We start from the raw sequence: 26,046 nt of genomic DNA, 5'->3' as shown, positions 1-26,046 counted from the left end.
AGCGATTTAAGGTTCGACGGACGGGTCAGTCGCCGAGGAGTCCGCCGGTCCGGTCGGTCGTCGCTCTCCCCGCGGCCCGCCCCGAGTGTTCCGCGGTCCGCCACAAAGTACACGGGAAGGCCAAACGGCTTTGTAGCGCGAACTCGTATGCAAAGCCATAGCATGCGCCCCGTTGCGACGACCGCGTCGGCCGTGTCAGTGGACGAATCCCCCGGTAGCAAAGGACTTATCCTTCGCGGGCGCGCATCGACAAACAATCCCCGTATTACTGAATCATGAATGAAGTCCAATTAGAGGTGGCAAAGGCGTACCCGAACGACTCGGGTCGCGGTATCGCCCGTCTCGACCCGGACACGCTGTTGCATCTGAAGCTCAGTCCGGGCGACATCATCGAAATCGAAGGCGGTGACACCACCGCCGCGAAGGTCTGGCGCGCGGACCGCCAAGACTGGAACACCGACACCGTCCGCATCGACGGCTTCACCCGGCAGAACGCCGACGTGGGCATCGGCGAGCGCGTCGAGATTCGGAAGGCCGAGGCCGAGAAGGCCGACAAACTGGTCCTCGCGCCGCCCGAGGAGGCCAGCGTCCAGTTCGGTTCCGACGCGGCCGGGATGGTCAAGCGCCAGATTCTCAAGCGCCCGGTGGTCGAGCGCGACATCGTCCCCGTGATGTCCTCGACCAACCACCCGTTCATGCGGTCGCCCGGACAGGCGATTCCGCTCATCGCGGTCGAGACAGACCCCGACGGCGTCTGTCTCATCACGGAAGACACCGAAGTCGAGTTGCGCGAGGAGCCGATTTCGGGCTTCGAGAAGACCGGCGGCGGCATCACCTACGAGGACATCGGCGGTCTCGAAAACGAGATTCAGCGCGTCCGGGAGATGGTCGAACTCCCGATGAAGCACCCGCAAATCTTCAAGAAGTTGGGCATCGAGCCGCCGCAGGGCGTCCTGCTTCACGGCCCGCCCGGTACGGGGAAGACGCTACTCGCCAAAGCGGTCGCTAACGAGACCTCCGCGAGTTTCTTCTCCATCGCGGGTCCCGAAATCATCTCGAAGTACTACGGCGAGTCCGAACAACAGCTCCGGGAGATATTCGAGGACGCCACCGAGGAGTCTCCCTCTATCATCTTCATCGACGAGTTGGACTCCATCGCGCCGAAGCGCGAGGACGTGACCGGCGAGGTCGAGCGCCGCGTGGTCGCCCAGTTGCTGACCATGATGGACGGTCTCGAATCGCGCGGGCAGGTCATCGTCATCGCCGCGACGAACCGCGTGGACTCGGTTGACCCCGCCTTGCGGCGTCCCGGCCGCTTCGACCGCGAAATCGAAATCGGCGTGCCCGACGAGACGGGCCGCGAGGAGATTCTCCAGATTCACACCCGCGGGATGCCCCTCAGCGACGACGTGAACCTCGGGAACCTCGCCAACGACACCCACGGCTTCGTCGGCGCGGACATCGAGAGTCTGACGAAAGAAGCCGCGATGAAGGCCCTGCGCCGGTACCTCCCGGAAATCGACTTGGACGAGGAGGACATCCCGCCGAGCCTCATCGACCGGATGATAGTCAAACGGCAGGACTTCAACGGCGCGCTCAACGAGGTCGAACCCTCCGCGATGCGGGAAGTCCTCGTGGAACTGCCCAAGATTTCGTGGGACGACGTGGGCGGTCTCGAACAGGCCCAACAGGAGGTCAAAGAGAGCGTCGAGTGGCCCCTCTCGTCGCCCGAGAAGTTCCAGCGCATGGGCATCAACCCGCCCAGCGGCGTCCTGCTCTACGGCCCGCCCGGCACGGGCAAGACCCTGATGGCGAAGGCGGTCGCCAACGAGACCAACGCGAACTTCATCTCGGTCCGCGGCCCGCAACTGCTGTCGAAGTGGGTCGGCGAGTCCGAGAAGGCCATCCGCCAGACGTTCCGGAAGGCCCGGCAGGTCTCCCCGACGGTCATCTTCTTCGACGAGTTGGACAGCCTCGCGCCCTCGCGCAGTCAGGAGATGGGCAGTAACGTCTCCGAGCGCGTGGTCAACCAACTGCTGACGGAACTCGACGGACTGGAGGAGAAGGGCGACGTGATGGTCATCGGCGCGACCAACCGCCCGGACATGATCGACCCGGCGCTCATCCGCTCGGGCCGGTTCGACCGCCTCGTCATGATCGGCCAACCCGACGAGGAGGGCCGCGAGCAGATTCTGAAGATACACACGGGCGACACGCCGCTGTCGGCCGACGTGAGCCTCCGGGAAATCGCCGAAATCACCGACGGGTACGTGGGGAGCGACCTCGAATCCATCGCCCGCGAGGCCGCCATCGAGGCGCTCCGCGAGGACGACGACGCCACCGAGGTCGAGATGAGCCACTTCCGGAAGGCGATGGAGAACGTCCGCCCGACCATCACCGAGGACCTGCTGGACTACTACGAGCAGATGAAAGACGAGTTCAAGGGCGGGTCGTCCAGTCCGACGCAAGGTCGGCGCGGCGGGCGGATCGGCTTCCAATGAAACTTTTACTGCGCTCGTAGATTCGCCTCCGGCGAATCTTCTCGCTGGTAAAACTTTCATGAAAAACACGTCGTCACCCCCTCAGAAGCGCCTGCGGCGCTTCTTCGAGGGGTCTTCGGTCCGCTCGCTCGTCGCGTCGCGCGGCGCTTCGCGCCGCGTCGCTCCTCGCTCGCGGTCGATTGCGCTGGTCGGTAGAACGTGTCGGACGTGCTTTTCCGGCGGACGGTCGAGGATGGCTCTCGCTCGTGGAACGTCGGGGGTGCGTCGCGGTCGTGACTGTAATTTCGACACCCGTGATAAACGTTGGGGTCAGACGCTGGTCCTGCGAGTGTGTTCCCTTCTTTATGGTGGCCTGAACAGTATCTCGAAACGTGATGAAGGTAGACACTCAGCGCCGTCGGCTCCTCGGACTCGGGGCGACGGGCGCGCTCGCGGCTCTCTCGGGCTGTAGCGGCGCGACGCCGTTCGTCGGGAAACGGACGAAGAACACTCGCAAGTTCGACGCCGCGTCGGTCGATTCGCTCTCGGTGGACGGGACGAACGGCGAGATTCGCGTCCGGCCGACCAACGACGACCAGATTCGCGTCGAGACGGTCAAGCAGTCGGGGTCGGTGTTCGTGGACTTGGACGACGTGAGCGTCGAGATGGGCGTCGAGAACGGTCAGCTCACCGTACAGACGCGCGAGACCGGCGACGGGTCGTGGCTCGGCGGCGAGCCATCGGTGAAGGTACACGTCCAACTCCCCTCCGGCGTAGATATCGGACGACTCCGGACCGAGAACGGCACCGTGGACGTTCGGGGCGTCGAGACCGACGCGACGCTCGTCACCGAGAACGGCCGGGTCGAGGCCCACGACATCGACGGCTTCGTCGCCGCAGAGAGCGAGAACGGGAGCGTGACCATCCACGGCGTCGAAGGTATCGACGACGTGCGCACCGAGAACGGGAGCGTCGAGGTCGAGATTCCGGCGATTCGGGACGACACCACCGTCCGGAGCGAGAACGGGAGCGTGACCGCGAAGGTCGCGCGCGACTTGGACGCGGCGCTCGTCGCGAAGACCGACAACGGCGACGTGGACTTCCGGCTTCCGTCGTTCGAGGCCGACCTACGGACCGAGAACGTGGTTCAGGGGACGCTCGGCGACGGCGGCCCGGAACTCCGGTTCGTCACCGAGAACGGCAGTATCGACGTTTCGGAACTCTGATTTTTCCGCGAAAAGATTTCTCGGCTCAGTTCTCCCGAGAAACGGTTTCTCGGCTCAGTTCTCCCGAGAAATGGTTTCTCGGCTCAGTCCCCGTCGGCGAACTCCTCGGTCGCGTCCGACGGCCCGATATCGAGGAGGGCCTCGGTAATCGTACCGGAGAGTCGCGCGAGGGCGTTCAGGACGTGGAGCGACGCGACGGCGACCACGACGCCGAGGAGGGCGACGCCGACCGCTTCGCCGAACGTGTCCACGACGAGTTGCCCCGATTCGAACGGTCCGACCGTGAGAGTCCCGACTCGAAGCCCGACGTAGAAGTTCGACGAGTAGGTCAGCGGCGCGGCCAGAAGCGACCCGGCCAGCGACCCCAGCGTCGCGAGCGCCGCGAACGAGACGATACCGAGTCCGAACTTGACGACGAGGTAGGCCGCGTCGAGCCACGTCCGGGCGTCGGTCACGAGGCGCTTGGTCGCCGCGAGGACTCCGCCGGAGGCGTCCAGCGAGTGGGTCCGAACGTCGGTCCCGAGCAGGCGGTTGCTCAACTCGGCCTCGAAGCGCGCGAGTAGCGTCGCGCCCGCGAGCGTCGCCAGCAGTATCGGAATCCCGAACCACGTGATGGCGAGACCGACGCCGAGCGAGAGGCCAGCGGTCAGCCCAACGAAGTACGCCAACCCGAGCGGGAAGGCGAGCGCGAGGTACACCAGATTGCGGTACGTCTGTGCGCGAACGGGGACGCCGACGAGCGTCGTCGCGGCGTCTCGAACGGTAGTCGTCATCTCTCCTACGTCGGAAGAGAACGGATACCTCCGTAAACGGGGTCGGCGAGTCGCTGGCGCGGCGACTCGGGAAAACAGTTTTATAGGGAGAATCGGACACCTCGCGGCGACCTGCCCGGAGATGTCACGGGTACGAAACGTATATGCCGCTGCGTACCCCGGTTCGGAACGATGCCCTCCAGACGGAAGCTCCTCGAACGAGTCGGCGGCGTCGCCGTCGCCGGGACGCTCGTCGGCGGTGCGGCCCACCTCGACGTTGGGGTCGTCCGCACGAAACTCGGCGGCAACTTCGGCGGTGACTTCGACCTCGAATCGCCGGACAGCGACCAGTTCGATCTGATGGACGACGCGCAGTTCGTCCCGCCGGACGAGTTTTCGAGCTACGCCGACCGAACCCGCGAGGAGTACGGCGACGCCGCGCTCCCGTGGACCGACCCCGAGTCGTTCCCCGGCGAGTTCGTCGGCACCTACGCCCGACAGGAAGACGTGGTACCTGACCACCGATTCGCCGTGCAGGACGCCGCGGTCCTCGCGCATCGACTGGACGACGGTGGGACGGCCGATAAGAACGCCGACGCGCGCTACCAACTCCGACTCTGGAGCGCCGGTCGGCTCCTCGACAGAGCTTACGAGGTGGACCCGTGGGGCGTCTACCGGGAGGCCCCGGCGTTCACGTGGCTCACCCACGAAGTCGAAACCGACCGCGACGACCAACTCTCGACGGACCGCAGGCTCGCTACCGACGGCGGTTCGGTAATTGCCGCGGACGCGGCGGTGACGGTCCCGGACGGAGAGTATCGAATCGGCATCGAGGACGACACTCGCTATCGGACGGGGTGGGAGGGCTTCCACCGCGGAGAGATTCCGCTCGTCGGGGCCTGCGAGGTATCGTTCGCCGAGGAGGAGGAACACGCCCTCGACTGGACGCTCTCGAACGGCGTCGGGATTCGGACTCCTTTCTAATCTCCGCGGAGCGACCAGAGAATCGCCGCCAGACCGAGGTTGTACGTCGAGACGACGGCCAGCAAGGTCAGCGCGTCCGACCACGCCAGCGTCGGCGCGACTAGCGACTGGACGGCGAACGGAATCGCGGTGAAACACGCGATACCGACCGCGAGGAGGCCCATCGTCGCGCTCCCATGGCGGCGGTACCCCCGGTAGGCCTGATACGAGACGAACAGCCCGACGAGCGCCGGGAGCGCCGCCGCCAGCGTGGTGATGTCAGGGTTCATAGATGGCGTACAGGATGGCCGCGAGACCGAGCAGTTCGGAGGCGGTCGTCGCGAGCGACCGCGCCGCGGGCGATACGTCCAGTAGGTTGGCGAACGCGAGGCGCAGGAAGATGGGACCGGTCACCAACAGCGCGAGACCGACCGCGAGGACCAGCATCGGACCGGTCCCGTTCCGGCGGTACCCCTCGAAGAGCTTGTACACCACGACGAGCGACAGGCCCGCCGCGAGCAGGAGTCCCGCGAGCGCCAGTAGGACGACGAGCTGGGAGCCGCCGACCGCGGTCTGGAGGACGACCGGTTCGGCTCCGCCGACCGCCGTCCCGAGAGCCGCGAGGTCCGACACCCCGGTCGCGCTCGCCGTCGGGAGTAGGGTACCGAGCGTCATTTGAACCCCTCGTAGAGTCTAGTGAAGCGGTCGACCGCGTCCTCGTCGCGGTCCACGTCGATGTCGATTCCCTCCTCGGTCAACTCGACCGTGACGCGCTGGAGACACGCGCCGTAGACCTCGTAGTGGTGGCCGTCCGGGTCGAGTCGCTGTTCGGCGTCCAGTAGCCGCTGGTCTTCGAGGCGCTCGACCCGCCGGTAGATGGTCGAGGGCGAGGCGTCGCAGACCTCCGCGAGCGCCTCGGCGGACTTCGGTTCGCGGTAGGTCGCCACGAGAATCGTGCGGGCGTACTCGTCGTCGAGCAACTCGAACATCTCCGCGGGTTCCGTCTCGCTCACGGCGAGGTCCTCCCCGACCGTCGGCGTCGTGCGAAACCGGGCCGGTCTCCTCGCTCCACGAAATCGGGGCGCAGACGCGCCGCTCCGGGCGCGGGTCGAGTCCGCGAGCGACCGCCGAGCGAGTCGAGCCAACGTTGCATTCCCGTCCGGGAGTCGATTCGTAGGCTGTCGTGTAAAATACTACGGACGCTCGCCGAGCGTGCAAATGTCCGAAAATTTATTATGGCCGCCGAAGAATATCGGCGTATCTCGATGGCGACCGACACCCTCTCCAGACGTTCCGCCAGCCGACTCTGGGGCGTCTTCGGCGTTCCATTTCGGCTCCAGACGTACCGGAATCTGCTGTATCTGGCGCTCGCGTTCCCGCTCGGATTGGCGTACTTTATCTTTCTATTGGTCGGCCTCTCACTCGGCGTCGGCCTCGCCATCACCGTCGTCGGCATCCCGATTCTGCTCGCGGTGCTGGCCATCTCGACGGGACTGGCCAGCGTCGAGCGCGAGATAGCAACCGTTCTCCTCGGGGTCGAAGTCGAGTCGCCGGGGTGGGTCGTGACCGACGAGGGGACCATTATCGACCGCGCGAAGCGTCTCGTCACCGACCTCGGGACGTGGAAGGCGTTGGCCTACCTCGGGTCGAAGCTGGTCATCGGCATCACCGCGTTCGTGGCCGTCACGACGCTGCTCGTGACCGCCGTGAGCATGCTCGCGGTCCCGCTGGTCTACGACCAACCCGGCGTCTACGTGGGTCTCGTGACCGACGCGCCGATTCAGTTCCACCCCTCGCTGTACGTCGTCTGGCGGAACCTGCTGGTCGGCGTCGAGACGGTGGTCAACATCGAGTCGTGGCAGGTCCGGACGCTCCCGGCCGCGCTCGGCGTCGCCGGATTCGGCCTCCTGTTGGGAATCGTCTCGCTCCACCTCCTCAACGGTCTCGCACGCTTTTCGGCGTGGTACACGAAGTTCATGCTCGGCACGAACGGACAACTCCCGTCGCTGTCGCGGTGAGAAACCGGCTTCGAGCCGGCCGAGTTTTCCACCTCCGTCCAGCAGTCCGACCGCGAGCGAGGAGCGACGCGGCGCGGCGCGCCGCGCAATGCGACGAGCGAGCGGACCGAGGAACCCTCAAAGAAGCGCCGGAGGCGCTTCTGAGGGGGTGACGAAGCGTTTTTGGTCGAGCTTTTGCAAGAGAGAAGATTCGCCTCCGGCGAATCTTCGACCGCTGGAAAAGGTCGTTCCTAGTAGATAAGCTCGTCGTCGTTCTCGACCATGTAGAGGGTCCGAGCCGCGATGTTGACCGCGTGGTCGCCGATGCGTTCGAGGTCTCGGACCGTCAGCAAGAGCCGCGACACGTCTTGGAGCAACTGTTCGATTTCCTCCTCGGTGTTGTTCTCCAGTTCGGTCTCGATGAGGTCCCGGACCACGATTTCGCTGGCGCGCTCACAGCGCGCGTCGAGTTCGTCGTCGCGCTCGGCGATGCCGTAACAGCCGTCGGTGTCCTCGTCGGCGTACGCCATCATCGAGTCCTCTATCATGTCGAGGGTGAGCGTGCCGAGTTCTTGGATGTCCACCTCGGGGAACACGTCGTGGTTGGCTTCGAGGGTGTACTCGCCGAGGTTGGTCGCGAGGTCGCCGATTCGTTCGAGGTCGGTGATAATCTTGAACGACGCCGCGACCATCCGGAGGTCGGAGGCGACCGGCTGTTGGAGCGCCAGCAGGTCGATACACTCCTGTTCGAGGTCGAGGTAGAGTTGGTTGACCTCCTCGTCGCCGTCGATGACCTCCCACGCGAGGTCGGTGTCCTTCTGTTCGAGGGCGTCTAAGCCCATCCGGAGCCGTTCCATCACGACCTCGCTCATGTAGAGGACGTTCTCGCGGAGGTCGATGAGTTGCTGTTGATAGTCCTCTCGGGGCATATCTACGAATGCGCGTGTCCTCGTGTTGTACCTTTCGCCCGCGCCATCTGACGGACCCACTTTCGCCCGCGGTATCGGACTGGACTACTCGATGAGTCGGTCGTCGTTCTCGACCATGTAGAGGGTGCGGGCCGCGATGTTGACCGCGTGGTCGCCGACGCGCTCTAAGTCCCGAATCGTCAGCAGGACCTTCGACACGTCTTGGAGGAGGTGTTCGACCGCCTCGGAGTCGGCACCGTCGGGGAGTTCGGTCTCGATGAGGTCCCGGACGACGAGTTCGCTGGCGCGCTCGCATCGCCGGTCGAGGTCGGCGTCGCGCTCGGCTAGCTCCTCGCAGGCCGCGGCGTCGGCGTCGTCGTAGGCCGCCACGGCGTCGGTGACCATCCCGGCGGCGGCCTCCCCGAGGTCCCGGAGGTTCACGCCGTCGAACACCTCGCGGTCGCCGTACAGCGCGTACTCGCCGAGGTTAGTCGCGAGGTCGCCGACGCGTTCGAGGTCGGTGATAATCTTGAACGACGCGGCGACGAGTCGTAAGTCCGAGGCGACCGGTTGCTGGAGCGCCACCAACCCGATGCAGTCCCGTTCGAGGTCTAGATAGCGACGATTTATCTCGTCGTCGCCGTCGATGACCTCCCACGCGAGGTCGTGGTCTTGGTGGTCCAGCGCGAGGAGGGCCATCCGAAGTCGCGCGACGACCTCCTCGCCCATCCCGACCACGTCCTCGCGGAGGGTTTCGAGTTGGTCTTGATAGCCGGTTCGAGGCATGCGGAGTCGTGACTCCTTCGTTCGCTGTCGTGATGAGTCTGTCGTGCGTCGCGGCGAGCCGATGGCGTCGGTCGATGATGGCCGGATTTCCACCGTGTCCGGCCGCGACAGTCGGAGAACGTCGTTATCCGAACTTGCCGGTGATGTAGTCCTCGACGCGCTGGCTGTTGGGATTCTCGAAGATTTGGTCGGTCTCGCCGTACTCGACCAACTCGCCGCCGGTCAGGAAGACCGCGGTCTGGTCGCTAATCCGGGCCGCCTGCTGCATGTTGTGGGTGACGACGACCACGGTGTAATCCTTCGAGAGTTCCTCGATGAGGTCCTCGATTTTGGCGGTGGCGATGGGGTCGAGCGCCGAGGCCGGTTCGTCCATCAGGATGACCTCGGGGTCCACCGCGAGACACCGACCGATGCAGAGGCGCTGTTGCTGGCCGCCCGACAGGCCGAGCGCATTGTCGTCCAGTCGGTCGCTGACCTCGTCCCAGAGCGCGGCCTGCTTGAGCGACCGCTCGACGATTTCGTCCTCTTTCTCCTCGTCGGCGCGGCCCAGTAGTTTGTCCAACAAGCCGTCGTTGATGTCGCCGTGCTTGCGCGGGCCGTAGGCGATGTTGTCTCGAATCGACTTCGGGAAGGGGTTGGGTGCCTGAAAGACCATCCCGACGCGCTTGCGCAGTTCTACGAGATTCACGCCGTCTTGGTATATCTCCTTCCCGTCGAGTTCGACCGACCCATCGACGCGCGCCGAGTTGATGCGGTCGTTCATCCGGTTGAGACACCGGAGGAAGGTAGACTTCCCACAGCCCGAGGGGCCGATGAGCGCGGTGACGCTGTTCTCGGGCACGTCCATCGACACCGACTGGATGGCGTGGTCGTCGCCGTAGAACACGTCCAAGTTATCGACCGAGATTTTGGGCGCACCCTCGAAGTCGTACTCGGTCCACTCGTCTTCGAGTTGCTCTTGGCTCTCGCCGCTGACGGTCATCGGTTGGCTCGCGGACTGTTCGTCGGTCTGGCCGCTCTCTTGGAATTCTGCGTTGCTCATTGTTCGAGTTTCCTCCGGAAGTAGATTCGAGACACGATACCGACCGCGTAGAACGACAGGACGACCATCAGGAGTACGAGCGCCGTCGCCCAGCCGAACTTCGGCTCGTCGCTGACCACGCCAGCCGTGATGGTCCCGTAGAGCTTGTACGGGAGCGCGGGCGGCGCGGTGAGGAGCGCCGAGTTCGAGATGAACGGCGGGGCCGCGGTGAACTCGAAGGAGCCGAGGACGTTTATCGGCGACATGGCCTGTAGGTTCCCGTTCATCACGAGGAGAAGCGGCGCGGTCTCGCCCGCGATGCGGCCGACCCCCAAAATGACGCCGGTGATGACGCCGGGCATCGAGGCCGGGAGGACCACGCTCTTGATGGTCTCCCACTGGCTGACGCCGAGCGCGGCGCTGGCGTCGCGGTACTCCTTGGGCACCGTCTTGATGGCCTCCCGACTGGTGATGAGGACCAGCGGGAGGAGCATGAACCCGAGGACCAACTGCCCGGCCAGCAGCGAGTCGGTGTTGCCGAGTCGCGGCACGAGGAAGGCGTAGCCGAACAGCCCGTAGACGATGCTCGGCGTACTCCACAGCCCGTTGGTGGCGATTTCGACCGCGCGGGTGAACCCGCCCTGTTCGGCGTACTCGGTGAGGAACACCGCCGCGCCGACGCCGAGCGGGACCGCGAACAGCACCGCGCCGAACACGACCCAGAAGGTCCCGACGATGGCCGGGAGGACGCCGTTGATGGTCTCGGAACCCAGCGAGTAGCCGTTCATCGTGAACGGCCAGTGGAACCAGAGGCCGGGAATCTCGAAGATGAGATACTCGTCCAAGACGGGCACGTGGAACCAGACGGCAGGTTCGCTGAACAGCCCGAGTTTGATGTCCTGCATCATGTAGCCCAGTCCCTTCTGGGCGACGAACAGGACGAGCAACAGGAGGACGCCCAGCATCCCGAAGGCGTTGAGTCCGACCAGCATGTACGCACCGGCCTGTCGCCCTCGCGTCCCGTAGCCCTCGTAGGCCTTCGCGGCCGACCACGAGAGTATCAGGCCGGTGAAGACCGCGAGCGCGGGCACCACGACCGGTGCCATGAACACCGCCGAGAAGTTCTGCGGGTCCCACTGCCACTCGACGGTGAGGACGTTGGCGAGCAACAGGAGGCCGGTGACGACGCCCAGCGCGCCAGCCGGGAGCGTCGAACCGAGGTCCTCGCGGGTGAACATCGTGACGGCGGCGACCCCGAGACCGACGAGGAGACCCACGAAGACACCGCCGAGGAAGCCGAGTCCGAACATCTGGGAGGCGACCAGTCCGCCAGCGACGAAGCCGACGAGACCGAACAGACCGCCCGTGACGACGCCAGCAGACCGGTCGGGCGAGGTATCGACGAGTCCGGTACGGGACGCCGCGCCGAGCGCGAGGACGCCGAGACCGCCCAGCGTCAGGAACGCCCCGAAGAGGTCGAACAGTTCGACGCCCAGAAGCGTCCCCTCCACGTCGGTCCACTGGAAGAGCGACGCGAAGCCGAGGAGAACGGTCAGAATGCCGATTCCCACCACGGAAGAGGCGACTCGCTCGGCGGTCGACGACTCGTCGGTCACCAGCGCGCTGTTCTCGTAGCTCATCGTTGTCCTCCGAGTTTCTGCTCCATGTGTGCCTCGACGAGTTGCGACGCGATACTGAGTCCGAGGACCGTCACGAACAGCACCACGCCCGCCGCGAACAGCGCGGCCATCTGGTCACCGCTGGCGATGCCGTACTGGCTGGCGATGAGGCTCGTCAGCGTCTCGGTCCCCTGAAACACGTCGTACAGCGGTTGGGGAAGGACCTGCGAGTGGGGGAGCATCACGGTCACGGCCATCGTCTCGCCGACGGCGCGGCCGACGCCGAGCAGGACCGCGGCCGAGACGCCCGAGAACGACGCCGGGATGGTGACGCTCTTGATGGTCTGCCAGTCGGTCGCGCCGAGCGCCAGCGACCCGCTCTTCATCGACTCGGGCACGCTGTCGATGGCGTCCTCCGCGACCGAGACGACCGTCGGGAGCGCCATCACGCCGATTATGAGTCCGGCGGCGAACAGGCTCCCGAAGTTCGCCAGCCCGAACTCCTCGGACATGTACGTGTTGATGATGACGTAGCCGATGTAGCCGTAGACGATGGAGGGGACGCCCGCGAGGATTTCGACGCCGGGCTTGACGACTTCCCGAAGCCAGCGGGGCGCGATTTCGCTGATGAAGAGCGCGCCCGCGACGCCCAGCGGCGCGGCGATGGCCATCGCCAACAGGGTCGTGACCAGCGTCCCCCAGATCATCGGGACCAGCGAGAAGACGCCCTCGCTCGTACTCCAGAACGGTTGCTCGAAGCGAGTCACGATGTCGAGTCCCATCAACTGGAACGCCGGAACCGAGCGCACGAGGAGATACACCGTGATGAGACCGAGGATGACGAGCGTGGAACCCGTCATCAGGAACATCAGGAGCTTCGCGGTGTTGGCCTGATGGGCGACCCACCCGTAGAGGACGACCGCGAGGAACGCCCCGAGCGGGAAGACCGTCAGCGCGGGCGCGAACAGGAACGCCCCGAGCGTGGCCAGTATCGCGACCAGCGCCGCGGCGTCCACGAACTGCGCGCCCCGGTCCATGTCCTCGACGCTCGTTCGGACCGAACTGACGCGCGCGTCGATGCTCCCTATCATTCTGGGTCCGGGAGTTTCTGTAACTCTTCTTTCTGGCGTGACGAGGTGAGCGTGGCGTAGCCCGCCGGTTTCACGTAGTTCTCCTGCCCGAAGTCGTGGATTATCATCCGGAGGAACGCCGCCTCCTTCTCGGAGGTGCCGCCGTAGGTGTAACAGTGGAGGTCACGCGAGAGGGGGTAGCTCTCGTCGGCGAGGTTCTTGCCGGGTTCGTACACTGTCCCGTCGAACTCCAAGCTGACGGCGGGCGTCTCGCTGGTGACGAACGCGAGCGCCATGTACGCGATGGCGTTGGTCGATTTGCCGACGACCGTCTCGACGTTCTGGTTCTGGCCCTTGCGAACGTCCACGCCCGACATGTCCGCGTCGGGACTGCCGAGCATGTTCGCCCGGAAGGCGGTGTCGGTGCCCGACCCCTCCGCGCGGCCGACCGCCTGAATCTCCTTGTCCGGACCGTCGTAGGCGTCTATCTCCGACCAGTTCGTGATGTCGCCTTGGTAGATTTGCTGGACCTGCTCGGCGGTCAACTGCGTCACGCCCGCCTCGTAGATTTCCCGGCTCACGACGATGGGTTGGGCGTCCACGCCGACGACGTGGTTCTTGAACTCGTCTAACTCCTCTTCGCCGAGGTTCGTCAGCTCGGCGGCGACCGGCGCGCTCGAATTGCCGAGGTCGAGCAGGCCCTTTTCGAGCTTTTCGAGTCCGGTGCCGGAGTGGCTCAGTTTGACCGAGATGCTGAACGGCGGACTCGACCCCGACCCCTCGAAACCGTACTTGCTGGCCCAGTAGTTGGCCAGTCGCTCGTCGGTGTCGATTCCGTACTCGCTCGGCCCCCAGTACTCCTCGTCGTCGGCCGGTGGGTTCGAGTTCCACACCGACCCCGCGTCGCTCGTTATCGGATACACGGTGGACGAACCGCCGACCTTCAGCGGTTCGACCGACGAATCGTCCGACGATTCGTCCTGTGTCGGTTCTCCTCGGTCGCCCGGTGGAGTGGGACTCGTGGAAATGCATCCAGCCAGTGATGCGATGGCAGTGCCCCCACCGAGGAGAACCGTTCGACGGTCGATAGAGGGTCGTTCCCGCATTGGACGGGATTTGCCTGAGACGAAGTAAATACCCTACTATTATATCTATATAGAAGTACTTACCCATCCATAATCAGGTTTATGCCAGACGGATTCGAGGGCGGAAGCATCGAGAAAACGGCTCAAAGGGGCAGAGAGGCCGCATCGCCGACGTGAATGCGACCGAGACGTACCACCGCGTGTTCACGAATATCCGGGACGTTTCGGCGAGCTGACCACCCTGTATATAGATTTGAATAGATTTATTGTGCATCGACCCACGATTCGTCACATGGAGACGCGGAAAGTCCAAGTCACGGGCGGTTCGACGTTCACCGTCTCGATTCCGAAGGGATGGGCGACCGAGAACGGTATCGAGGCAGGTGACCGCGTCGAGTTCCACCCGGAGGGCGACTCGCTGTTGCTCTCGCCGCGGACGGCCGAGGACACGGTCGAGGGCACCGTGGACATCACCGACCTCGAAGGGGCCGAACTCATGCGGACGGTGTTCACGCTGTACGTCAGCGGGTTCGACATCATCAACCTCGAAGCGACTCGCGTGACCCCCGACCAGCGCCGGACGGTCCGGGACGCCACGCAGGGACTCGTGGGATTGGAAGTCATCGAGGAGACCGGCGACCGAGTGGTCCTACAGGACCTGTTGGACTCGTCGGAACTGTCGATTCACAACGCCATCACCCGGATGCGACTGGTCTCGATTACGATGCTACAGGACGCGGTGACGGCGCTGGTCGAGAACGACGACGACCTCGCTACCGACGTTATCGAGCGCGACGACGACGTGGACCGCCTCTGGTTCATGATTTCGCGGGTGTTCCGGTCGGCGCTCCGCAACCCGAGTACCGCCGCCGACATCGGCCTCCCGCGCGAGACGTGTTTCGACTACCACTCCAGCGCCCGCCAGTTGGAGCGGGTCGCCGACCACGCCGCGAAGATCGGCAACCACGCGCTGGAACTCGGCGAGATTCCCGACGAGGTCGCCGCGGCCCTCGAAGACCTCCACGCCGAGTCGGCCGACATCGTGGAGATGGCGATGGACGCCCTGCTGGAAGACGACGGGTCGGAGGCGACCCGACTCGGGAACAACGCCCGCGAACACGTCCGCGAGATAGACCAACACACCCGCGAGGTGGACGACCTCATCCGCGACATGGACGCCGAGCGCGCCCAACAGCTCAGTCTCGTCGTGGACTCACTGTCCCGGAGCGCCGACTACGGGGGCAACATCGCCGAGACCGCCCTCCAGAAGGCCGCGCCGCGACCCGAGAACTAAGCTCGCCGGTTCTCCGCCGTCTTCTCTTCCTGTAATCCGACGCGCGCGTAGTAACAACCCTGAAGGACGAACGCGAGGAGACCCAGAACCGAAATCCAGCCGGTCGCCTCACCGGTCCAGAGGTGATAGCTCTGGAGACCGGCGAGTCCGAATCCCCCGGCGCTCAGCAGTAAATACGGCGTTCGCTCCGGTGTGTACTCGAATCGCATCCGGGTTATCGCGGCGTCGATTCGGTCTCCTCGGAGCCGAACAGCCAGTACACCGCCAGACCCACCACCGCCTCCAGCGGACCGACGAAGACGGTACCGACCAAAAACAGCAAGTAAACGACTACGCCCGAGTAATCGACCGCGTTCGAGTCGTCTGTCATCAGGACGAGCTACCGGGGCGGGAATATTCAGTTCTTCGATACGTTCGGGGCGAATCGCCGGTTCCGGTCGCCGACTCCTCGCGCTCCGGCCCGAAAATGGAGGGCGGTCAGAGTTCGCCGAGCTTTCGGAGGAGTTGCCCCTCGTACTCGCGGTCGCTCTCGACGCCCTTCATCTCCAAGACGTTGCGCTCTAACTTGTCGCGGGCGACGCTGAACGCCTGTTCGGCACCGTACCCCTCGCCCGACCCGGCGACCTGTCCGCGATTGGTCCGGAGGCGAATCTTACACTGGATGAGCGGCGTGCCCCGAAGCTTCTCCTTGTGTTCGTGGAAGCGCACGTGCGCGTGACGAACCTGCATCTTCTGGTACTTGTCCGAAATCTCCGCGATGGACTCCCGAATCGAGTCCCGTGTGAGGGTGTCGAGTAGGTTGACGTTGGTAATCTGCACGTCCATCACGTCCTCCTCGGTGTACGACAGCGCGCGAAGCACGTCGGTCTTGGTAACGATACCACCGACCACGCGGTCGTCGTCCTCGGGCGTGACGACGAGACCCGAGTAGTCGCTGTCGAGCATGCGCTCGACCGCGTCGCGGACGCTCTCGTTCAGCGTCGTGGTCGAAGCCGGACTCGACATCACGTCGTACACCGGCAGGTCCAGCAGTCGGTCGCCCTCGCCCGACCGGTCGCCACGGGTCGTCTTCTCGACGTTTCGAGTCGCGAACTCCACTACGTCGTGGGTCGTGACGACGCCGGTCAGGAAGCCGTCGTCGTCCACGACCGGCAGTCGCGAGACGCCGTGTTCGCGAAGTCGGTTGATAGCCTGCCCGAGGGTGGCGTCCTCCGCGATGGAGACGACGTTCTCGGTGTATATCTGTTCGACCGTCAGCGTGTCGAGGTTCTCCAGCACCGCCTCGAGGATGAGGTCTTGGTCGACGACGCCCCAGAGGTTGCCCGACTCGAAGACGGGGGCGACTTTCGTGCCGCCCTCGACCAGTGCGCGTGCCACGTCGCGAACGTTGTCGGTTCGCTCGACCTTCGGTGCGGATTTGGTGAGTGTATCGACTTTGGTGTGGTCCTCGATGTGAGAGCGAAGCAGTTGCTTCTGTGTGATAACGCCCTCGTAGCCGCCTGCGCGAGTCACGATGATTCCTTTCGGGTTCTTCTCCTCGAAGATGGAGCGGGCCTTCCCGACGTTCGATTCGGCCTCCAACTCGATGTAGTCCGTCGTTGCGATATCAGCGATGTCCATCGTCATCCCGAACGTAGGCCACCAGTAATAATGAAACTTGGCCGGGTTACAGATTACTGAGAATTGGACCGTCCGCCCTCCCGTGATGAAGGCCCTCCTCCGGGTCGAATTCTCCGGGGTCGAACCCGCCGCCGGACAGTCTCACCGTGACTTTTTGCCGTTAGCGCCCGTATCGTCGGCAGTGATACCCGACATCGGCGCGGTGTTCGGCGAGTATACGTACCTCGCGAGCGAGGTCGCCTTCGGAACCGTCGCAGTAGGGCTCCTCTATCGAGTCGGGGCGCTGGTTCAAGCCGCCCGCACTATCGCGGCGTTGTATCCAATCGCCTATTTGTGGGACTGGTACACACTCCATATCGGCGTCTTCGCTATCGAACTTCGGACAGGAATCGACCTACTGGGTATTCCAATCGAAGAACACATCTTCATGGTGGTCGTTCCGGCCTTCGTCCTCGGCCTCCACGAGACGCTTCGGGAGCGGGAGCGTTCGGAAGCGTCTCAACCCGTCGAAAACCGCCAGTAAGTGGCGGTTACCGCAAGAGGGGAACGGGATGAAACAGCGGCGCAACTGTTCGTAAGCAACGATTGTCAGTAGGTAAATGGTGAATAACAAAGGCTAATCCGGGCGATGTGTTCTATCCATGCTGGGTTACGAGCAAGGGGTGGCATATTAATGAGCACCATTGGTGACTCATCCGGAACCGGAAGTACCGAACCGGAGGAGACTCCGGACCAGCAGGACTCCGCTGTCGCGACACAGCAGGTCTCTGACATCGTCGAATCCGAGAGCGAGGAGGACGAAGTTTCCGAACCGAAACTCTCTCGCGACCTCGTCTTCGACGTTCTGAAGAACCGACGACGACGATACGCCCTCCACTACCTCAGGCGTGCGGACGAAACGGTCCAGTTGTCCGAACTCGCCGAGCAGGTCGCGGCGTGGGAGAACGACATCGAGGTCGATGCGATTTCTGCGGCGGAACGCAAGCGCGTGTACACCGCCCTCTACCAGTCGCACCTCCCGAAACTGGACGACGCGGGCATCGTCGATTACAACCAGAACCGCGGCATCGTGGAGCTTTCGACCGCCGCCGAACAACTCGACGTGTATCTGGACCTCGAATCCCAACCCGACATCCCGTGGTGTAACTGGTACCTCGGACTCGCGGTCGGGGGACTGGGACTGCTGACGGGCGCGTGGCTCGGTCTGCCGCCGTTTTCGCTGGTCGCCGACGTTCTCCTCGCGACCGCGGTCGTCGCCGCCTACGGCGCGGTCGCGGTCACGCACACGTACTACGCCCGCCACGCGAGCGGCGCTGGCGAGACGCCCCCAGAAGTACAGGAGTCCTGACGATGGACGAGGCGGTGCGGTCCGGAGACGGTGCGCTCGGACGCGACTCCCCGAGGGAGGCGTTCGCCCCCGCCGGGTCCCAGACGCTCGTTCGCACGCCCACCGACGCCGACCCGCTCGCCGCCCTCCCGACGCGCGCGACCGACACGCTACTGGTGGTTTCGGCACGCGACCACCCGAAGCGCCTCGAAACGCGACTCGAACGCGCCGGTCTCGACCCCGCGAACGCGGGCGTCGTACCGGTCGTCCCCACGACTTGCGACTACGACGGTGCCCTCTGGGCGACCGACCCCGTGCATCCCAACGACTTGACCGGCGTCGCCATGCGCTTCTCCGACGCGATTGCCCACGTCGAGTCCGGGTCGGGGTGGGTCCTCCTCGACGCGCTCGGCGTCCTCCTGATGTACGCCGACGCCGACCGGCTCTGTCAGTTTTTCCAGACGCTGACCAACCGGGTGCGGGCGCGGGAGGTCCGCGGCGTCTACGGCGCGAACCCCGACGCGATTCCGGACGAAACCTTCGAGCGACTTCGGTCGATGTGCGACGACGAGTACGACCTCGGATAGCGGCGGGTTCCCGCGGTCCGGTCCTCGACGGCGGTTTCAGGCGCTCCCTGCGGGGCTTTCAGGGAGTCTTTTCTGAGGTGAAACGGAGGTTGGGTCGTCCGATTAGTAGCTTGCCCGCAGGAAATATAGTGACGAACGAGCGGACAAGCAATAATAAACAAGATGGACGAACTCCACTATTCACCAGCAGGAACGAACGACCCACGAAACAGACGCTCCGCCACTACGTGAACCGGGCGGTCCTCCTCTACAAGTACGTGGGGGAGTGTCCGCATGGCAAGGACCTGAACGACTGCCGGGCGGCCCGGAAGACGTACAAAGCCTACGAATGCCCGTCGGCGGTTAGCCCGCACCCCATTCGGCGGTCGGCAATTAACGACTACCTCGACCGTGGCGTCCCGAAACACGTCGTCACGGAGCGCATGAACGTGAGCAAGCGGGTTCTCGACCAGCACTACTACGAGCAGAGTCACAAACAAGCCGCCGAGAACAAGAAACGCCACCTCGACAATCTGTAGCCTGAACAGGGTCTTCCCATCCTGATCCGATTTTCGATAACTGCGCGATTGAGGCTACAAGATGGAAAGACTGAACGCTGGTGTCAATCTCCTTCTACCGATGTAGTGGGTTTTTGATAGACCGCTATCAAGCTTCCAACCTCTGTATTCCGAACCCTTGACTCCGAAGTAACTCGGTACTTCTCAAAATTCTTCACCTGCCGAAGGTGAGTGTACCTATCTTCTCGGTCCTGTATTTTGATGTGTAGTTGTCCGTCGTCCTGCTCTTCTACTTTCTTAACTTCTCCTCGTCTGCTTACTCGTCCGGGACTTTGACGGCCATCATACAGCACTTCCGCCTCCTTACCAACTTCAATCTCAGTAGGGTCGATACGGGGAATGCCGTCATGGGTTTTCTCCGGGACGTAGCCCTCTGTATCCGTTGCCATTCCTATCGGAACCAAGGGTTCTCACGTAAAGAAGAACAGGGATGAAGTAAAAATAATGAAGAAGACAGAAAGACACCTAAGAAGTCATAATACATTAACAATATCTGTCATGCCTGATGTGATAGCTATCACAGCCATCTTGACCGCTACCTCCTCGCTAATCATCTTAGCCTTCTGGATTAGCTTCTCTACTCGTCCTTTGTCCGGGTTCTCTCCCGAAAGCTCTTCATCAAGCTTGTCCAAAAGCTCTCGCATTTCCTCTTTTTCATCTTTAGAACGTGGGAGCGAATTGATTAACTCGATGGTAGATTCGACAGTAACGTCCTGTGAAACAGTCTGTTCTACCGACTGGTCATTATCGACTTTAACGACCACCATGCGGTTTTCATCATCGTTCTCTTCCGCTTCGGGAAGGTCGTAGCCTATCGCGTTCGCCATACGTGCGCAACGATTTCGAATCTCAAAGAGAGCAGAAGGTCTCCGTAGTGATGGAGAATCAGAGGTTTGCGTGCTTGTTCTCCTTCTATTGTTTGAAACGTAATCTGGTCGAGATGGGGCAAAGATTTCACCAGTATTTGATGACCCACCATCCCGAGCTTCTACCTCGTCAGTATTATTAACTATAGAGTTATGGGGGAACTCTTCTTTAAGATTTTGAAGAACTTCGTTGAAGTTCTCTGTTAGCGGCTCAATAGCCGCCTTATCGTTTTCCTCGTGGGCTTCAGTTGAGCGAACATAAAGACGGCCAAGTTCCGAAATCCAGTAGTCTCTTTCCATAGATTGAGGTAAGGTGAAGATAGGTTAAATTTCTATCCTCACTCAGTGAGTAACTCACTTCCATGCTTCTGACAGCAAGGGAGTTAACGAAAAGTAGAATGCAGGTATTTCTTATTCGTCGGGATCCTGTTGTAGAAGCGAGATACCGTCAAGCGGTAGCTCGTGTTCGTCGGCGGTGTCCATCACGTCCGTCAAGAATCCTGCAGTAATCTCTTCGGGTGAGACGCCTTCGAGTAGGAGACGAGCGTCCGGCATCTCTTAAGCCTCCCTCTCGCTGGTCTGTCCGTAGCAAGAGAAGCATGGCAGGTCACTATTGTCCGGGCCGGGGCACCACGCTTTGCCGTCGAGACACCTTGCCTCGACTTCTTTTAGAATCTCACCGTCGGCACTCTCAGTCGGAGCATCAAGACAGAGTTACTACTACTGTCCGTTGAGCTTCTGTTTGCGACTCTCAACGCGAAAATACGGCGGAGAAAGTCCGGTCAACGCGACCGGAGGGAGCGTAGTGGGTTTGGGCAGATTTGAACTGCCGACCTCCTCCATGTCAAGGAGGTGTCATAACCAACTAGACCACAAACCCATTTTGGTGCGGTCTTCGTCGGACGCATTTCTCCCTTTCTCGGGGATACAATTGAAGCTTTCGGATTCGGTCGCAGTCTAGCGGTTTCTGACAGAGCGTCTGACGGGCAGACGCTCACCCGCGTCACACTTCCTGTCTTTCACCCCGTGATGCGATGGCATGGGACACGTACAGATACACGAGGAGCTATCCGTCCTAGAATCCGACGCTCGTGGAGGGGCTCCTCGGGATGGGACTTGTGGGGCAAATCACGGCCGATCACGTGTTCGAGGCGCTGGATATGACCTTCTTCGGGAGCGTCCACTGCCCCGGACTCCCGCAAGTCACGGCGTACGAGGAGGGCGACACGACGGCGACCTGTACGACCACGCCGAGGAGATCCGCGTCGAACGCGAACAACTCGCCCACTAGATGACCGAACCGGGCGACGACGGGTCGCGGGCCGCGCCAGCGGGCATGTATCAGTAGCTGAGATTCGGACAGGTATAGAAGTCTCTAGAAGACATTTTCATTTAGAAGAAACAGGAAAAGATGGGTAGACTGCACTGCAACAGCAAACTGCACCGCAACCTGCACCGCGACCGCGAACCGCGCTGAAGCCGAAACCGAGGAGCCGACCGCCACGGCACCGCCACTGCACCGCACAGCGCCGCAATCGCACCGCAACAGCCTCACACCTCCCCAACCTCCTCGCTTCGCTCGTCCCTCGCGCGGCAGGGCGCGACCCGCAAGCGGTCGCACCGTCGGACAAACCGCATCCGACGAGCCGTGCGCTCGCATCCGCTCACGGTTGCACCGTTCGCTCATCGCGGCGCTCCGCGCCGCGCAACCGCTCGCGCAGACGCCCGCACGCGCCGGGTCGAACTCATCAGTCGAGCGCGTCCGACCGAGGTCCCCGCGCCTCGCTTCCCCGACACCTTTAAGTCGATGTACGATTGTGTTCATTGTAAGACGAAGAAGTACATTGGTGATTCAGAATGCAGGACTACATCGAACGCGTCACCGACGGCGAGAATCTCACGCTCGACGAAGCGCGCGAGGCGGCGACCGCGGTCTTCGAGGAGGCGACTGAGGCCCAAATCGGCGCCCTCCTCGCGGCGCTCCGCGCGAAGGGCGAGACGGAGACCGAAATCGCCGGGTTCGCCCAAGGCATGCGCGACGCCGCGCGCACCATCGACCCCGACCGCTCGCCGCTGGTGGACACCTGCGGCACGGGCGGCGACGACTACGACACCATCAACGTCTCGACCACGAGCGCCATCGTCGCCAGCGGCGCGGGCGTCCCGGTCGCCAAACACGGCAACTACTCGGTCTCCTCGTCGTCGGGGAGCGCCGACGTGCTGGAGGTCGCGGGCGTCGAAATCGACGCCGAACCACCGGCGGTCGAGGAGGCCATCGAAGACGACGGCATCGGGTTCATGCTCGCGCCCGTCTTCCACCCCGCGATGAAGGCCGTCATCGGCCCGCGGCAGGAACTGGGCATGCGCACGGTCTTCAACGTCCTCGGTCCGCTCACCAACCCGGCGGGAGCTGACGCGCAGGTCGTCGGCGTCTACGACCCCGACCTCGTGCCCGTCCTCGCTCGCGCGCTCGCCCAGATGAGCGTCGAGCGCGCGCTCGTCGTCCACGGCTCCGGCATGGACGAGATCGCCATCCACGACGAGACCACGGTTGCGGAGGTCCGGGGCGACGACATCGAGGAGTACACGCTCACCCCCGAGGACCTCGGTCTCTCTCGACACGAGGTGAGCGCGGTCTCCGGCGGCACCCCCGAGGAGAACGCCGAGGACATGCGCGGCATCGTGGAGGGCGAGGTGACCGGCGCGAAGCGCGACATCATCCTCGCCAACGCCGGAGCGGCCATCTACGTCGCGGGCGAGGCCGACTCGCTCGAAGACGGCGCGCAACTCGCCGCGAAGGCCATCGACGACGGCGGCGCGGCCGACAAGTTCGAGGAGCTACGGACGACCGTGACAGCATGACGCGCGTGAAAATTTGCGGGCTCACCTCCACCGACGACCTCCGCGTCGCGGTCGAGGCGGGTGCCGACGCGGTCGGCCTGCTGGTGGACGTGCCCGTCGATTCCCCTCGCGAAATCGACCCGCAGCGCGCGGTCGAAATCGCCGACGCGGTGCCGCCGTTCGTCACCAGCGTCCTCGTGACGATGCCCGACGCCCCCGAGCGCACGGTCGAACTCGTCCGGACCATCGAACCCGACGCCGTGCAGATTCACGGCGACGCGGGCGTCGGCGACCTCGCGTACCTGACCTCCAGCGTCGAGGCGAAGGTCATCAAGGTCGTGGACGCCGCCGACCCGGAGGCGGCCCGGCGCTACGACGACGTGGCCGACGCGCTCCTCGTGGACTCGGTGGACGACGACGGCGCGGGCGGCACCGGCGAGACCCACGACTGGGGCCGGACTGCCGAAGTCGTCTCGACGCTCGACTCTCCGGTCGTCCTCGCTGGCGGCCTCACCCCCACCAACGTCGCCGACGCCGTGCAGGCGGTCGAACCCTTCGCCGTGGACGTGGCGAGCGGCGTGGACCGCGACGAGGAGTCCGACGACCCGTCGGCCGCCGACGAGACGCACGCGCCGACCGGCCGCAAGGACCCGGACGCCGTCGCCGACTTCGTGGCGAACGCGAAACGAACCCACTCGACTCCGGCACCATGACGCCGGGTTCCGACGCGCCGACGCTCGGGTCCGGTGGCGAGACGCCGGGGCGCGAACAGTTCGTGGACCTCGCGGGCCGCGACGACCCCACCGTCGTCCGCCTCGCGGTCGAACTCGACGCGGACGCGACGCCGCTGTCGGCCTACGCGGCGCTCACCGGCCGTTCGACCGAGGCCGACCGGTCGGACTACGCCTTCCTGCTCGAAAGCGCCGAGAAGACCGCATCGAGCGACCCGGACGGCGCATTTTCGCCGGACACGTCGGGCGACCGCCACGCCCGCTACTCCTACGTCGGCTACGACCCCGACGCGGTGGTGACGGTTGACGCCGATGACGTGACAGTCGAGTCGCTCGGCGGCCGGGCCGCGAAGTACGTCTCCGCCGACCGCGGGGGCGACACGCTCGACGTACTCCGCGACGCCATGCCCGACGCTGAACAGCGCGGGTTCCCCAACGAGGAGCGCCAGCACTTCGAGGGCGGATTGGTCGGCTTTCTGGCCTACGACGCGGTGTACGACCTCTGGTTAGACGAAGTGGGCGTCGAGCGCCCCGACTCGCGGTTCCCCGACGCGCAGTTCGTCCTCAACACCAAGACCGTCGCGTTCGACCACCGCGCTGGGACCGTCTCGCTGGTCTTCACGCCGCTCGTGGGTCCGGACGACGACGCCGGATCGGTCTACGACGACCTCCAGCGCGAGGCCGAGCGCGTCGCCGACCTCCTCGGTGCGGCCGACCCGCCGGAGACCGGCGGGTTCGTCCGCGAGTCGTCCGCGGCCGGACCCCGCGACGAGTACGAGGAGGCCGTCCGAACCGCGAAGGAACACGTCCTCGACGGCGACATCTATCAGGGCGTCATCTCCCGGACGCGCGAGCTTCGGGGCGACGTTGACCCGCTGGGGTTCTACGAGGCACTTCGGGACGTGAACCCCTCGCCGTACATGTATCTCCTCGGCTACGACGACCTGACCGTGGTCGGCGCGAGTCCCGAGACGCTGGTCTCGGTTCGCGGCCGCGAGGTGATGGCCAACCCCATCGCGGGCACCTGCTCGCGCGGGTCGAGTCCGGTCGAGGACCGCCGCCTCGCGGGCGAGATGCTCGCCGACGGGAAGGAGCGGTCCGAACACACCATGCTGGTGGACCTCGCGCGAAACGACGTGCGTCGGGTCAGCGACCCCGGTAGCGTGCAGGTCGAAGAGTTCATGAACGTCCTCAAGTACAGCCACGTCCAGCACATCGAGAGTACCGTGACGGGCCGCCTCGCCGCGGACGCCGACCCCTTCGACGCGACCCGCGCGTCGTTCCCCGCCGGGACGCTCTCGGGCGCGCCCAAGATTCGCGCGATGGAAATCATCGACGACCTCGAACGGACTCCTCGGGGCCTCTACGGCGGCGGCGTCGGTTACTACTCGTGGTCGGGCGACGCCGACTTCGCCATCGTCATCCGGACCGCGACGGTCGAATCAGATTCAGACGCCACTCCTCGCGACCGCATCACCGTGCAGGCTGGCGCGGGTATCGTCGCCGACAGCGAACCCGCCGCCGAGTACGACGAGACCGAGAAGAAGATGGACGGGGTGCTGACCGCCCTCGAACGCATCGAGGAGTCCGAGTCGTCGGAGACGCCAGACGCAGACCCCGACACGCCGGAGGTGGGACGATGACCGGGACTCTCGACGGCGGTGAGACTCGACCCGACGCTACCGACCTGCAGGTCCTCTTCGTGGACAACTTCGACTCGTTCACGTACAACCTCGTGGAGTACACGAGCGAACACGCCGAGACCGAGGTCGTCCGGAACACCGCCACGCTGACGGACGTGCGCGAGGCCGACCCCGACGCCATCGTGGTCTCGCCCGGACCGGGCCATCCGAAGAACGACCGTGACGTGGGCGTCACCCTCGACGTGTTCCGCGAGGTCAGCCCCGAGGTGCCCACGCTCGGGGTCTGTCTCGGACTGGAAGCCGCGGTCTACGCCTACGGCGGGTCGGTCGGTCGTGCGCCCGAACCGATTCACGGCAAGGCGTTTCCGGTCTCCCACGACGAGCGCGGCGTGTACGCCGGACTGGAGCAAGGGTTCCGCGCGGGACGCTACCACTCGCTGGTGGCGACCGAAGTCCCCGACTGCTTCGAGGTGACCGCGACGACCGACCACGACGGAGAGGAGCTGGTGATGGGCGTGCGCCACCGCGAGCATCCCATCGAGTGCGTCCAGTTCCACCCCGAGAGCGTGCTGACGGCCGTCGGCCACGACGTGATTCGGAACTTCCTCGACGGCGTCGAGTAGACCCATCGCTGGCGGCTCGGTAGTGTCGTGATTTGGCTCAGCCTTCTCAG

Annotated in this window: 31 protein-coding genes and 1 tRNA gene; 14 read left to right on the top strand and 18 right to left on the bottom strand. The window is 64.1% G+C overall.

The window, feature by feature from the left end:
• The first annotated feature begins 275 nt into the window (after nucleotides 1-275).
• On the top strand, nucleotides 276-2,501 hold the full coding sequence (locus tag EPL00_RS08700) for a CDC48 family AAA ATPase (protein WP_135853076.1): 2,226 nt from the start codon (nucleotides 276-278) through the stop codon (nucleotides 2,499-2,501).
• Nucleotides 2,502-2,582: 81 nt separating this feature from the next.
• Here EPL00_RS08700 and EPL00_RS08695 read toward each other — a convergent pair whose 3' ends face one another.
• Nucleotides 2,583-2,792: a hypothetical protein gene (locus tag EPL00_RS08695; RefSeq protein WP_135853077.1), complete on the bottom strand. Its 210-nt coding sequence runs from the start codon at nucleotides 2,790-2,792 to the stop codon at nucleotides 2,583-2,585.
• A gap of 83 nt (nucleotides 2,793-2,875) precedes the next feature.
• Between EPL00_RS08695 and EPL00_RS08690 the strand changes: the two genes are divergently transcribed.
• The gene (locus EPL00_RS08690; protein WP_135853078.1) at nucleotides 2,876-3,706 is read left to right on the top strand and encodes a DUF4097 family beta strand repeat-containing protein; all 831 of its coding nucleotides are present in this window, start codon (nucleotides 2,876-2,878) and stop codon (nucleotides 3,704-3,706) included.
• 83 nt (nucleotides 3,707-3,789) lie between these two features.
• Here EPL00_RS08690 and EPL00_RS08685 read toward each other — a convergent pair whose 3' ends face one another.
• Nucleotides 3,790-4,479 carry a sensor domain-containing protein gene (locus tag EPL00_RS08685; RefSeq protein WP_135853079.1) on the bottom strand — a complete coding sequence of 230 codons (690 nt, stop codon included), beginning with the start codon at nucleotides 4,477-4,479 and terminating at the stop codon, nucleotides 3,790-3,792.
• A gap of 171 nt (nucleotides 4,480-4,650) precedes the next feature.
• Here EPL00_RS08685 and EPL00_RS08680 point away from each other — a divergent pair, with 171 nt between their 5' ends.
• Entirely contained in the window at nucleotides 4,651-5,442 is a 792-nt protein-coding gene (locus EPL00_RS08680) for a hypothetical protein (RefSeq protein WP_238398160.1), read from the top strand.
• On the opposite strand, the gene EPL00_RS08675 is transcribed toward EPL00_RS08680, so the two are convergent.
• Genes EPL00_RS08675 through EPL00_RS08665 form a run of 3 tightly spaced genes read right to left on the bottom strand, consistent with a single transcriptional unit; the run spans nucleotide 5,439 to nucleotide 6,434 of the window.
• Entirely contained in the window at nucleotides 5,439-5,711 is a 273-nt protein-coding gene (locus EPL00_RS08675; RefSeq protein ID WP_135853080.1) for a DUF7521 family protein, read from the bottom strand. The genes EPL00_RS08680 and EPL00_RS08675 overlap by 4 nt on opposite strands.
• A complete protein-coding gene (locus EPL00_RS08670) occupies nucleotides 5,701-6,096 on the bottom strand; it encodes a hypothetical protein (RefSeq protein ID WP_238398159.1) in 396 nt (131 codons plus the stop codon). Before EPL00_RS08670 ends, EPL00_RS08675 begins: the two co-directional genes overlap by 11 nt.
• Nucleotides 6,093-6,434, bottom strand: a complete 342-nt coding sequence (locus tag EPL00_RS08665) for an ArsR/SmtB family transcription factor (protein WP_368407941.1) — start codon at nucleotides 6,432-6,434, stop codon at nucleotides 6,093-6,095. Before EPL00_RS08665 ends, EPL00_RS08670 begins: the two co-directional genes overlap by 4 nt.
• Nucleotides 6,435-6,686: 252 nt before the next feature.
• Between EPL00_RS08665 and EPL00_RS08660 the strand changes: the two genes are divergently transcribed.
• Entirely contained in the window at nucleotides 6,687-7,439 is a 753-nt protein-coding gene (locus EPL00_RS08660; RefSeq protein ID WP_135853081.1) for a sensor domain-containing protein, read from the top strand.
• Nucleotides 7,440-7,669: 230 nt separating this feature from the next.
• Here EPL00_RS08660 and phoU (EPL00_RS08655) read toward each other — a convergent pair whose 3' ends face one another.
• The 6 genes from phoU (EPL00_RS08655) to EPL00_RS08630 all read right to left on the bottom strand — a co-directional run bounded on the left by phoU (EPL00_RS08655) (nucleotide 7,670) and on the right by EPL00_RS08630 (nucleotide 13,928).
• On the bottom strand, nucleotides 7,670-8,347 hold the full coding sequence (gene phoU / locus EPL00_RS08655) for a phosphate signaling complex protein PhoU (RefSeq protein WP_135853082.1): 678 nt from the start codon (nucleotides 8,345-8,347) through the stop codon (nucleotides 7,670-7,672).
• Between the two features lie 84 nt (nucleotides 8,348-8,431).
• Nucleotides 8,432-9,112, bottom strand: coding sequence for a phosphate signaling complex protein PhoU (gene phoU / locus EPL00_RS08650; RefSeq protein WP_135853083.1), 681 nt, complete (start codon nucleotides 9,110-9,112; stop codon nucleotides 8,432-8,434).
• Between the two features lie 124 nt (nucleotides 9,113-9,236).
• Nucleotides 9,237-10,094 (bottom strand): phosphate ABC transporter ATP-binding protein PstB, encoded by an 858-nt coding sequence (pstB, locus tag EPL00_RS08645; protein WP_394352078.1) that lies wholly within the window; start codon nucleotides 10,092-10,094, stop codon nucleotides 9,237-9,239.
• Between the two features lie 56 nt (nucleotides 10,095-10,150).
• On the bottom strand, nucleotides 10,151-11,773 hold the full coding sequence (gene pstA / locus EPL00_RS08640) for a phosphate ABC transporter permease PstA (protein ID WP_135853085.1): 1,623 nt from the start codon (nucleotides 11,771-11,773) through the stop codon (nucleotides 10,151-10,153).
• Nucleotides 11,770-12,843, bottom strand: a complete 1,074-nt coding sequence (gene pstC / locus EPL00_RS08635; protein ID WP_135853086.1) for a phosphate ABC transporter permease subunit PstC — start codon at nucleotides 12,841-12,843, stop codon at nucleotides 11,770-11,772. Before pstC ends, pstA begins: the two co-directional genes overlap by 4 nt.
• Nucleotides 12,840-13,928 carry a PstS family phosphate ABC transporter substrate-binding protein gene (locus EPL00_RS08630; RefSeq protein WP_135853087.1) on the bottom strand — a complete coding sequence of 363 codons (1,089 nt, stop codon included), beginning with the start codon at nucleotides 13,926-13,928 and terminating at the stop codon, nucleotides 12,840-12,842. Before EPL00_RS08630 ends, pstC begins: the two co-directional genes overlap by 4 nt.
• Nucleotides 13,929-14,199: 271 nt before the next feature.
• Between EPL00_RS08630 and EPL00_RS08625 the strand changes: the two genes are divergently transcribed.
• The gene (locus tag EPL00_RS08625) at nucleotides 14,200-15,201 is read left to right on the top strand and encodes a phosphate signaling complex PhoU family protein (protein WP_135853088.1); all 1,002 of its coding nucleotides are present in this window, start codon (nucleotides 14,200-14,202) and stop codon (nucleotides 15,199-15,201) included.
• Here EPL00_RS08625 and EPL00_RS08620 read toward each other — a convergent pair.
• The 3 genes from EPL00_RS08620 to EPL00_RS08615 form a co-directional block, all read right to left on the bottom strand.
• Nucleotides 15,198-15,410: a hypothetical protein gene (locus EPL00_RS08620; RefSeq protein WP_135853089.1), complete on the bottom strand. Its 213-nt coding sequence runs from the start codon at nucleotides 15,408-15,410 to the stop codon at nucleotides 15,198-15,200. The genes EPL00_RS08625 and EPL00_RS08620 overlap by 4 nt on opposite strands.
• A 5-nt stretch (nucleotides 15,411-15,415) precedes the next feature.
• Nucleotides 15,416-15,571, bottom strand: a complete 156-nt coding sequence (locus EPL00_RS23495) for a hypothetical protein (RefSeq protein ID WP_202932581.1) — start codon at nucleotides 15,569-15,571, stop codon at nucleotides 15,416-15,418.
• Nucleotides 15,572-15,678: 107 nt separating this feature from the next.
• Nucleotides 15,679-16,821, bottom strand: a complete 1,143-nt coding sequence (locus EPL00_RS08615) for a CBS domain-containing protein (protein WP_135853247.1) — start codon at nucleotides 16,819-16,821, stop codon at nucleotides 15,679-15,681.
• Nucleotides 16,822-17,002: 181 nt separating this feature from the next.
• On the opposite strand from EPL00_RS08615, the gene EPL00_RS08610 reads away from it, so the two are divergent.
• The 4 genes from EPL00_RS08610 (at nucleotide 17,003) to EPL00_RS08595 (ending at nucleotide 19,253) form a co-directional block, all read left to right on the top strand.
• Entirely contained in the window at nucleotides 17,003-17,344 is a 342-nt protein-coding gene (locus EPL00_RS08610; RefSeq protein ID WP_135853090.1) for a lycopene cyclase domain-containing protein, read from the top strand.
• A gap of 150 nt (nucleotides 17,345-17,494) precedes the next feature.
• Nucleotides 17,495-18,169 carry a DUF7344 domain-containing protein gene (locus tag EPL00_RS08605; protein WP_135853091.1) on the top strand — a complete coding sequence of 225 codons (675 nt, stop codon included), beginning with the start codon at nucleotides 17,495-17,497 and terminating at the stop codon, nucleotides 18,167-18,169.
• Nucleotides 18,170-18,171: 2 nt separating this feature from the next.
• Nucleotides 18,172-18,735, top strand: a complete 564-nt coding sequence (locus EPL00_RS08600; RefSeq protein ID WP_135853092.1) for a DUF7504 family protein — start codon at nucleotides 18,172-18,174, stop codon at nucleotides 18,733-18,735.
• A 227-nt stretch (nucleotides 18,736-18,962) separates the two neighbouring features.
• A complete protein-coding gene (locus tag EPL00_RS08595; RefSeq protein WP_135853093.1) occupies nucleotides 18,963-19,253 on the top strand; it encodes a hypothetical protein in 291 nt (96 codons plus the stop codon).
• An 83-nt stretch (nucleotides 19,254-19,336) separates the two neighbouring features.
• Here EPL00_RS08595 and EPL00_RS08590 read toward each other — a convergent pair whose 3' ends face one another.
• From EPL00_RS08590 to EPL00_RS08575, 4 genes are all read right to left on the bottom strand, one after another.
• Entirely contained in the window at nucleotides 19,337-19,681 is a 345-nt protein-coding gene (locus EPL00_RS08590) for a hypothetical protein (protein ID WP_135853094.1), read from the bottom strand.
• A gap of 84 nt (nucleotides 19,682-19,765) precedes the next feature.
• Complete coding sequence (locus tag EPL00_RS08585; protein WP_135853095.1) at nucleotides 19,766-20,458, bottom strand: hypothetical protein; 693 nt, start codon at nucleotides 20,456-20,458, stop codon at nucleotides 19,766-19,768.
• A gap of 111 nt (nucleotides 20,459-20,569) precedes the next feature.
• On the bottom strand, nucleotides 20,570-20,713 hold the full coding sequence (locus EPL00_RS08580; RefSeq protein ID WP_162224184.1) for a hypothetical protein: 144 nt from the start codon (nucleotides 20,711-20,713) through the stop codon (nucleotides 20,570-20,572).
• A gap of 251 nt (nucleotides 20,714-20,964) precedes the next feature.
• Nucleotides 20,965-21,038, bottom strand: a tRNA-Val gene (locus EPL00_RS08575).
• 229 nt (nucleotides 21,039-21,267) lie between these two features.
• Between EPL00_RS08575 and EPL00_RS08570 the strand changes: the two genes are divergently transcribed.
• The 5 genes from EPL00_RS08570 (at nucleotide 21,268) to trpG (ending at nucleotide 25,996) form a co-directional block, all read left to right on the top strand.
• Complete coding sequence (locus tag EPL00_RS08570) at nucleotides 21,268-21,453, top strand: PAC2 family protein (protein ID WP_238398185.1); 186 nt, start codon at nucleotides 21,268-21,270, stop codon at nucleotides 21,451-21,453.
• Between the two features lie 562 nt (nucleotides 21,454-22,015).
• Nucleotides 22,016-23,020, top strand: a complete 1,005-nt coding sequence (gene trpD, locus EPL00_RS08565) for an anthranilate phosphoribosyltransferase (protein ID WP_135853096.1) — start codon at nucleotides 22,016-22,018, stop codon at nucleotides 23,018-23,020.
• Nucleotides 23,017-23,712 (top strand): phosphoribosylanthranilate isomerase, encoded by a 696-nt coding sequence (locus EPL00_RS08560; RefSeq protein WP_135853097.1) that lies wholly within the window; start codon nucleotides 23,017-23,019, stop codon nucleotides 23,710-23,712. The genes trpD and EPL00_RS08560 overlap by 4 nt, the downstream gene beginning before the upstream one ends.
• On the top strand, nucleotides 23,709-25,373 hold the full coding sequence (trpE, locus tag EPL00_RS08555) for an anthranilate synthase component I (RefSeq protein ID WP_135853098.1): 1,665 nt from the start codon (nucleotides 23,709-23,711) through the stop codon (nucleotides 25,371-25,373). Before EPL00_RS08560 ends, trpE begins: the two co-directional genes overlap by 4 nt.
• Nucleotides 25,370-25,996, top strand: coding sequence for an anthranilate synthase component II (gene trpG / locus EPL00_RS08550; RefSeq protein WP_135853099.1), 627 nt, complete (start codon nucleotides 25,370-25,372; stop codon nucleotides 25,994-25,996). Before trpE ends, trpG begins: the two co-directional genes overlap by 4 nt.
• The last annotated feature ends 50 nt before the right edge of the window (nucleotides 25,997-26,046 follow it).

It is taken from the genome of Halorussus salinus, assembly GCF_004765815.2.
Lineage (GTDB): Archaea > Halobacteriota > Halobacteria > Halobacteriales > Haladaptataceae > Halorussus > Halorussus salinus.
The sequence above is the reverse complement of the archived record's forward strand: the minus strand, read 5'-3'. Positions and strand labels throughout refer to the sequence as shown.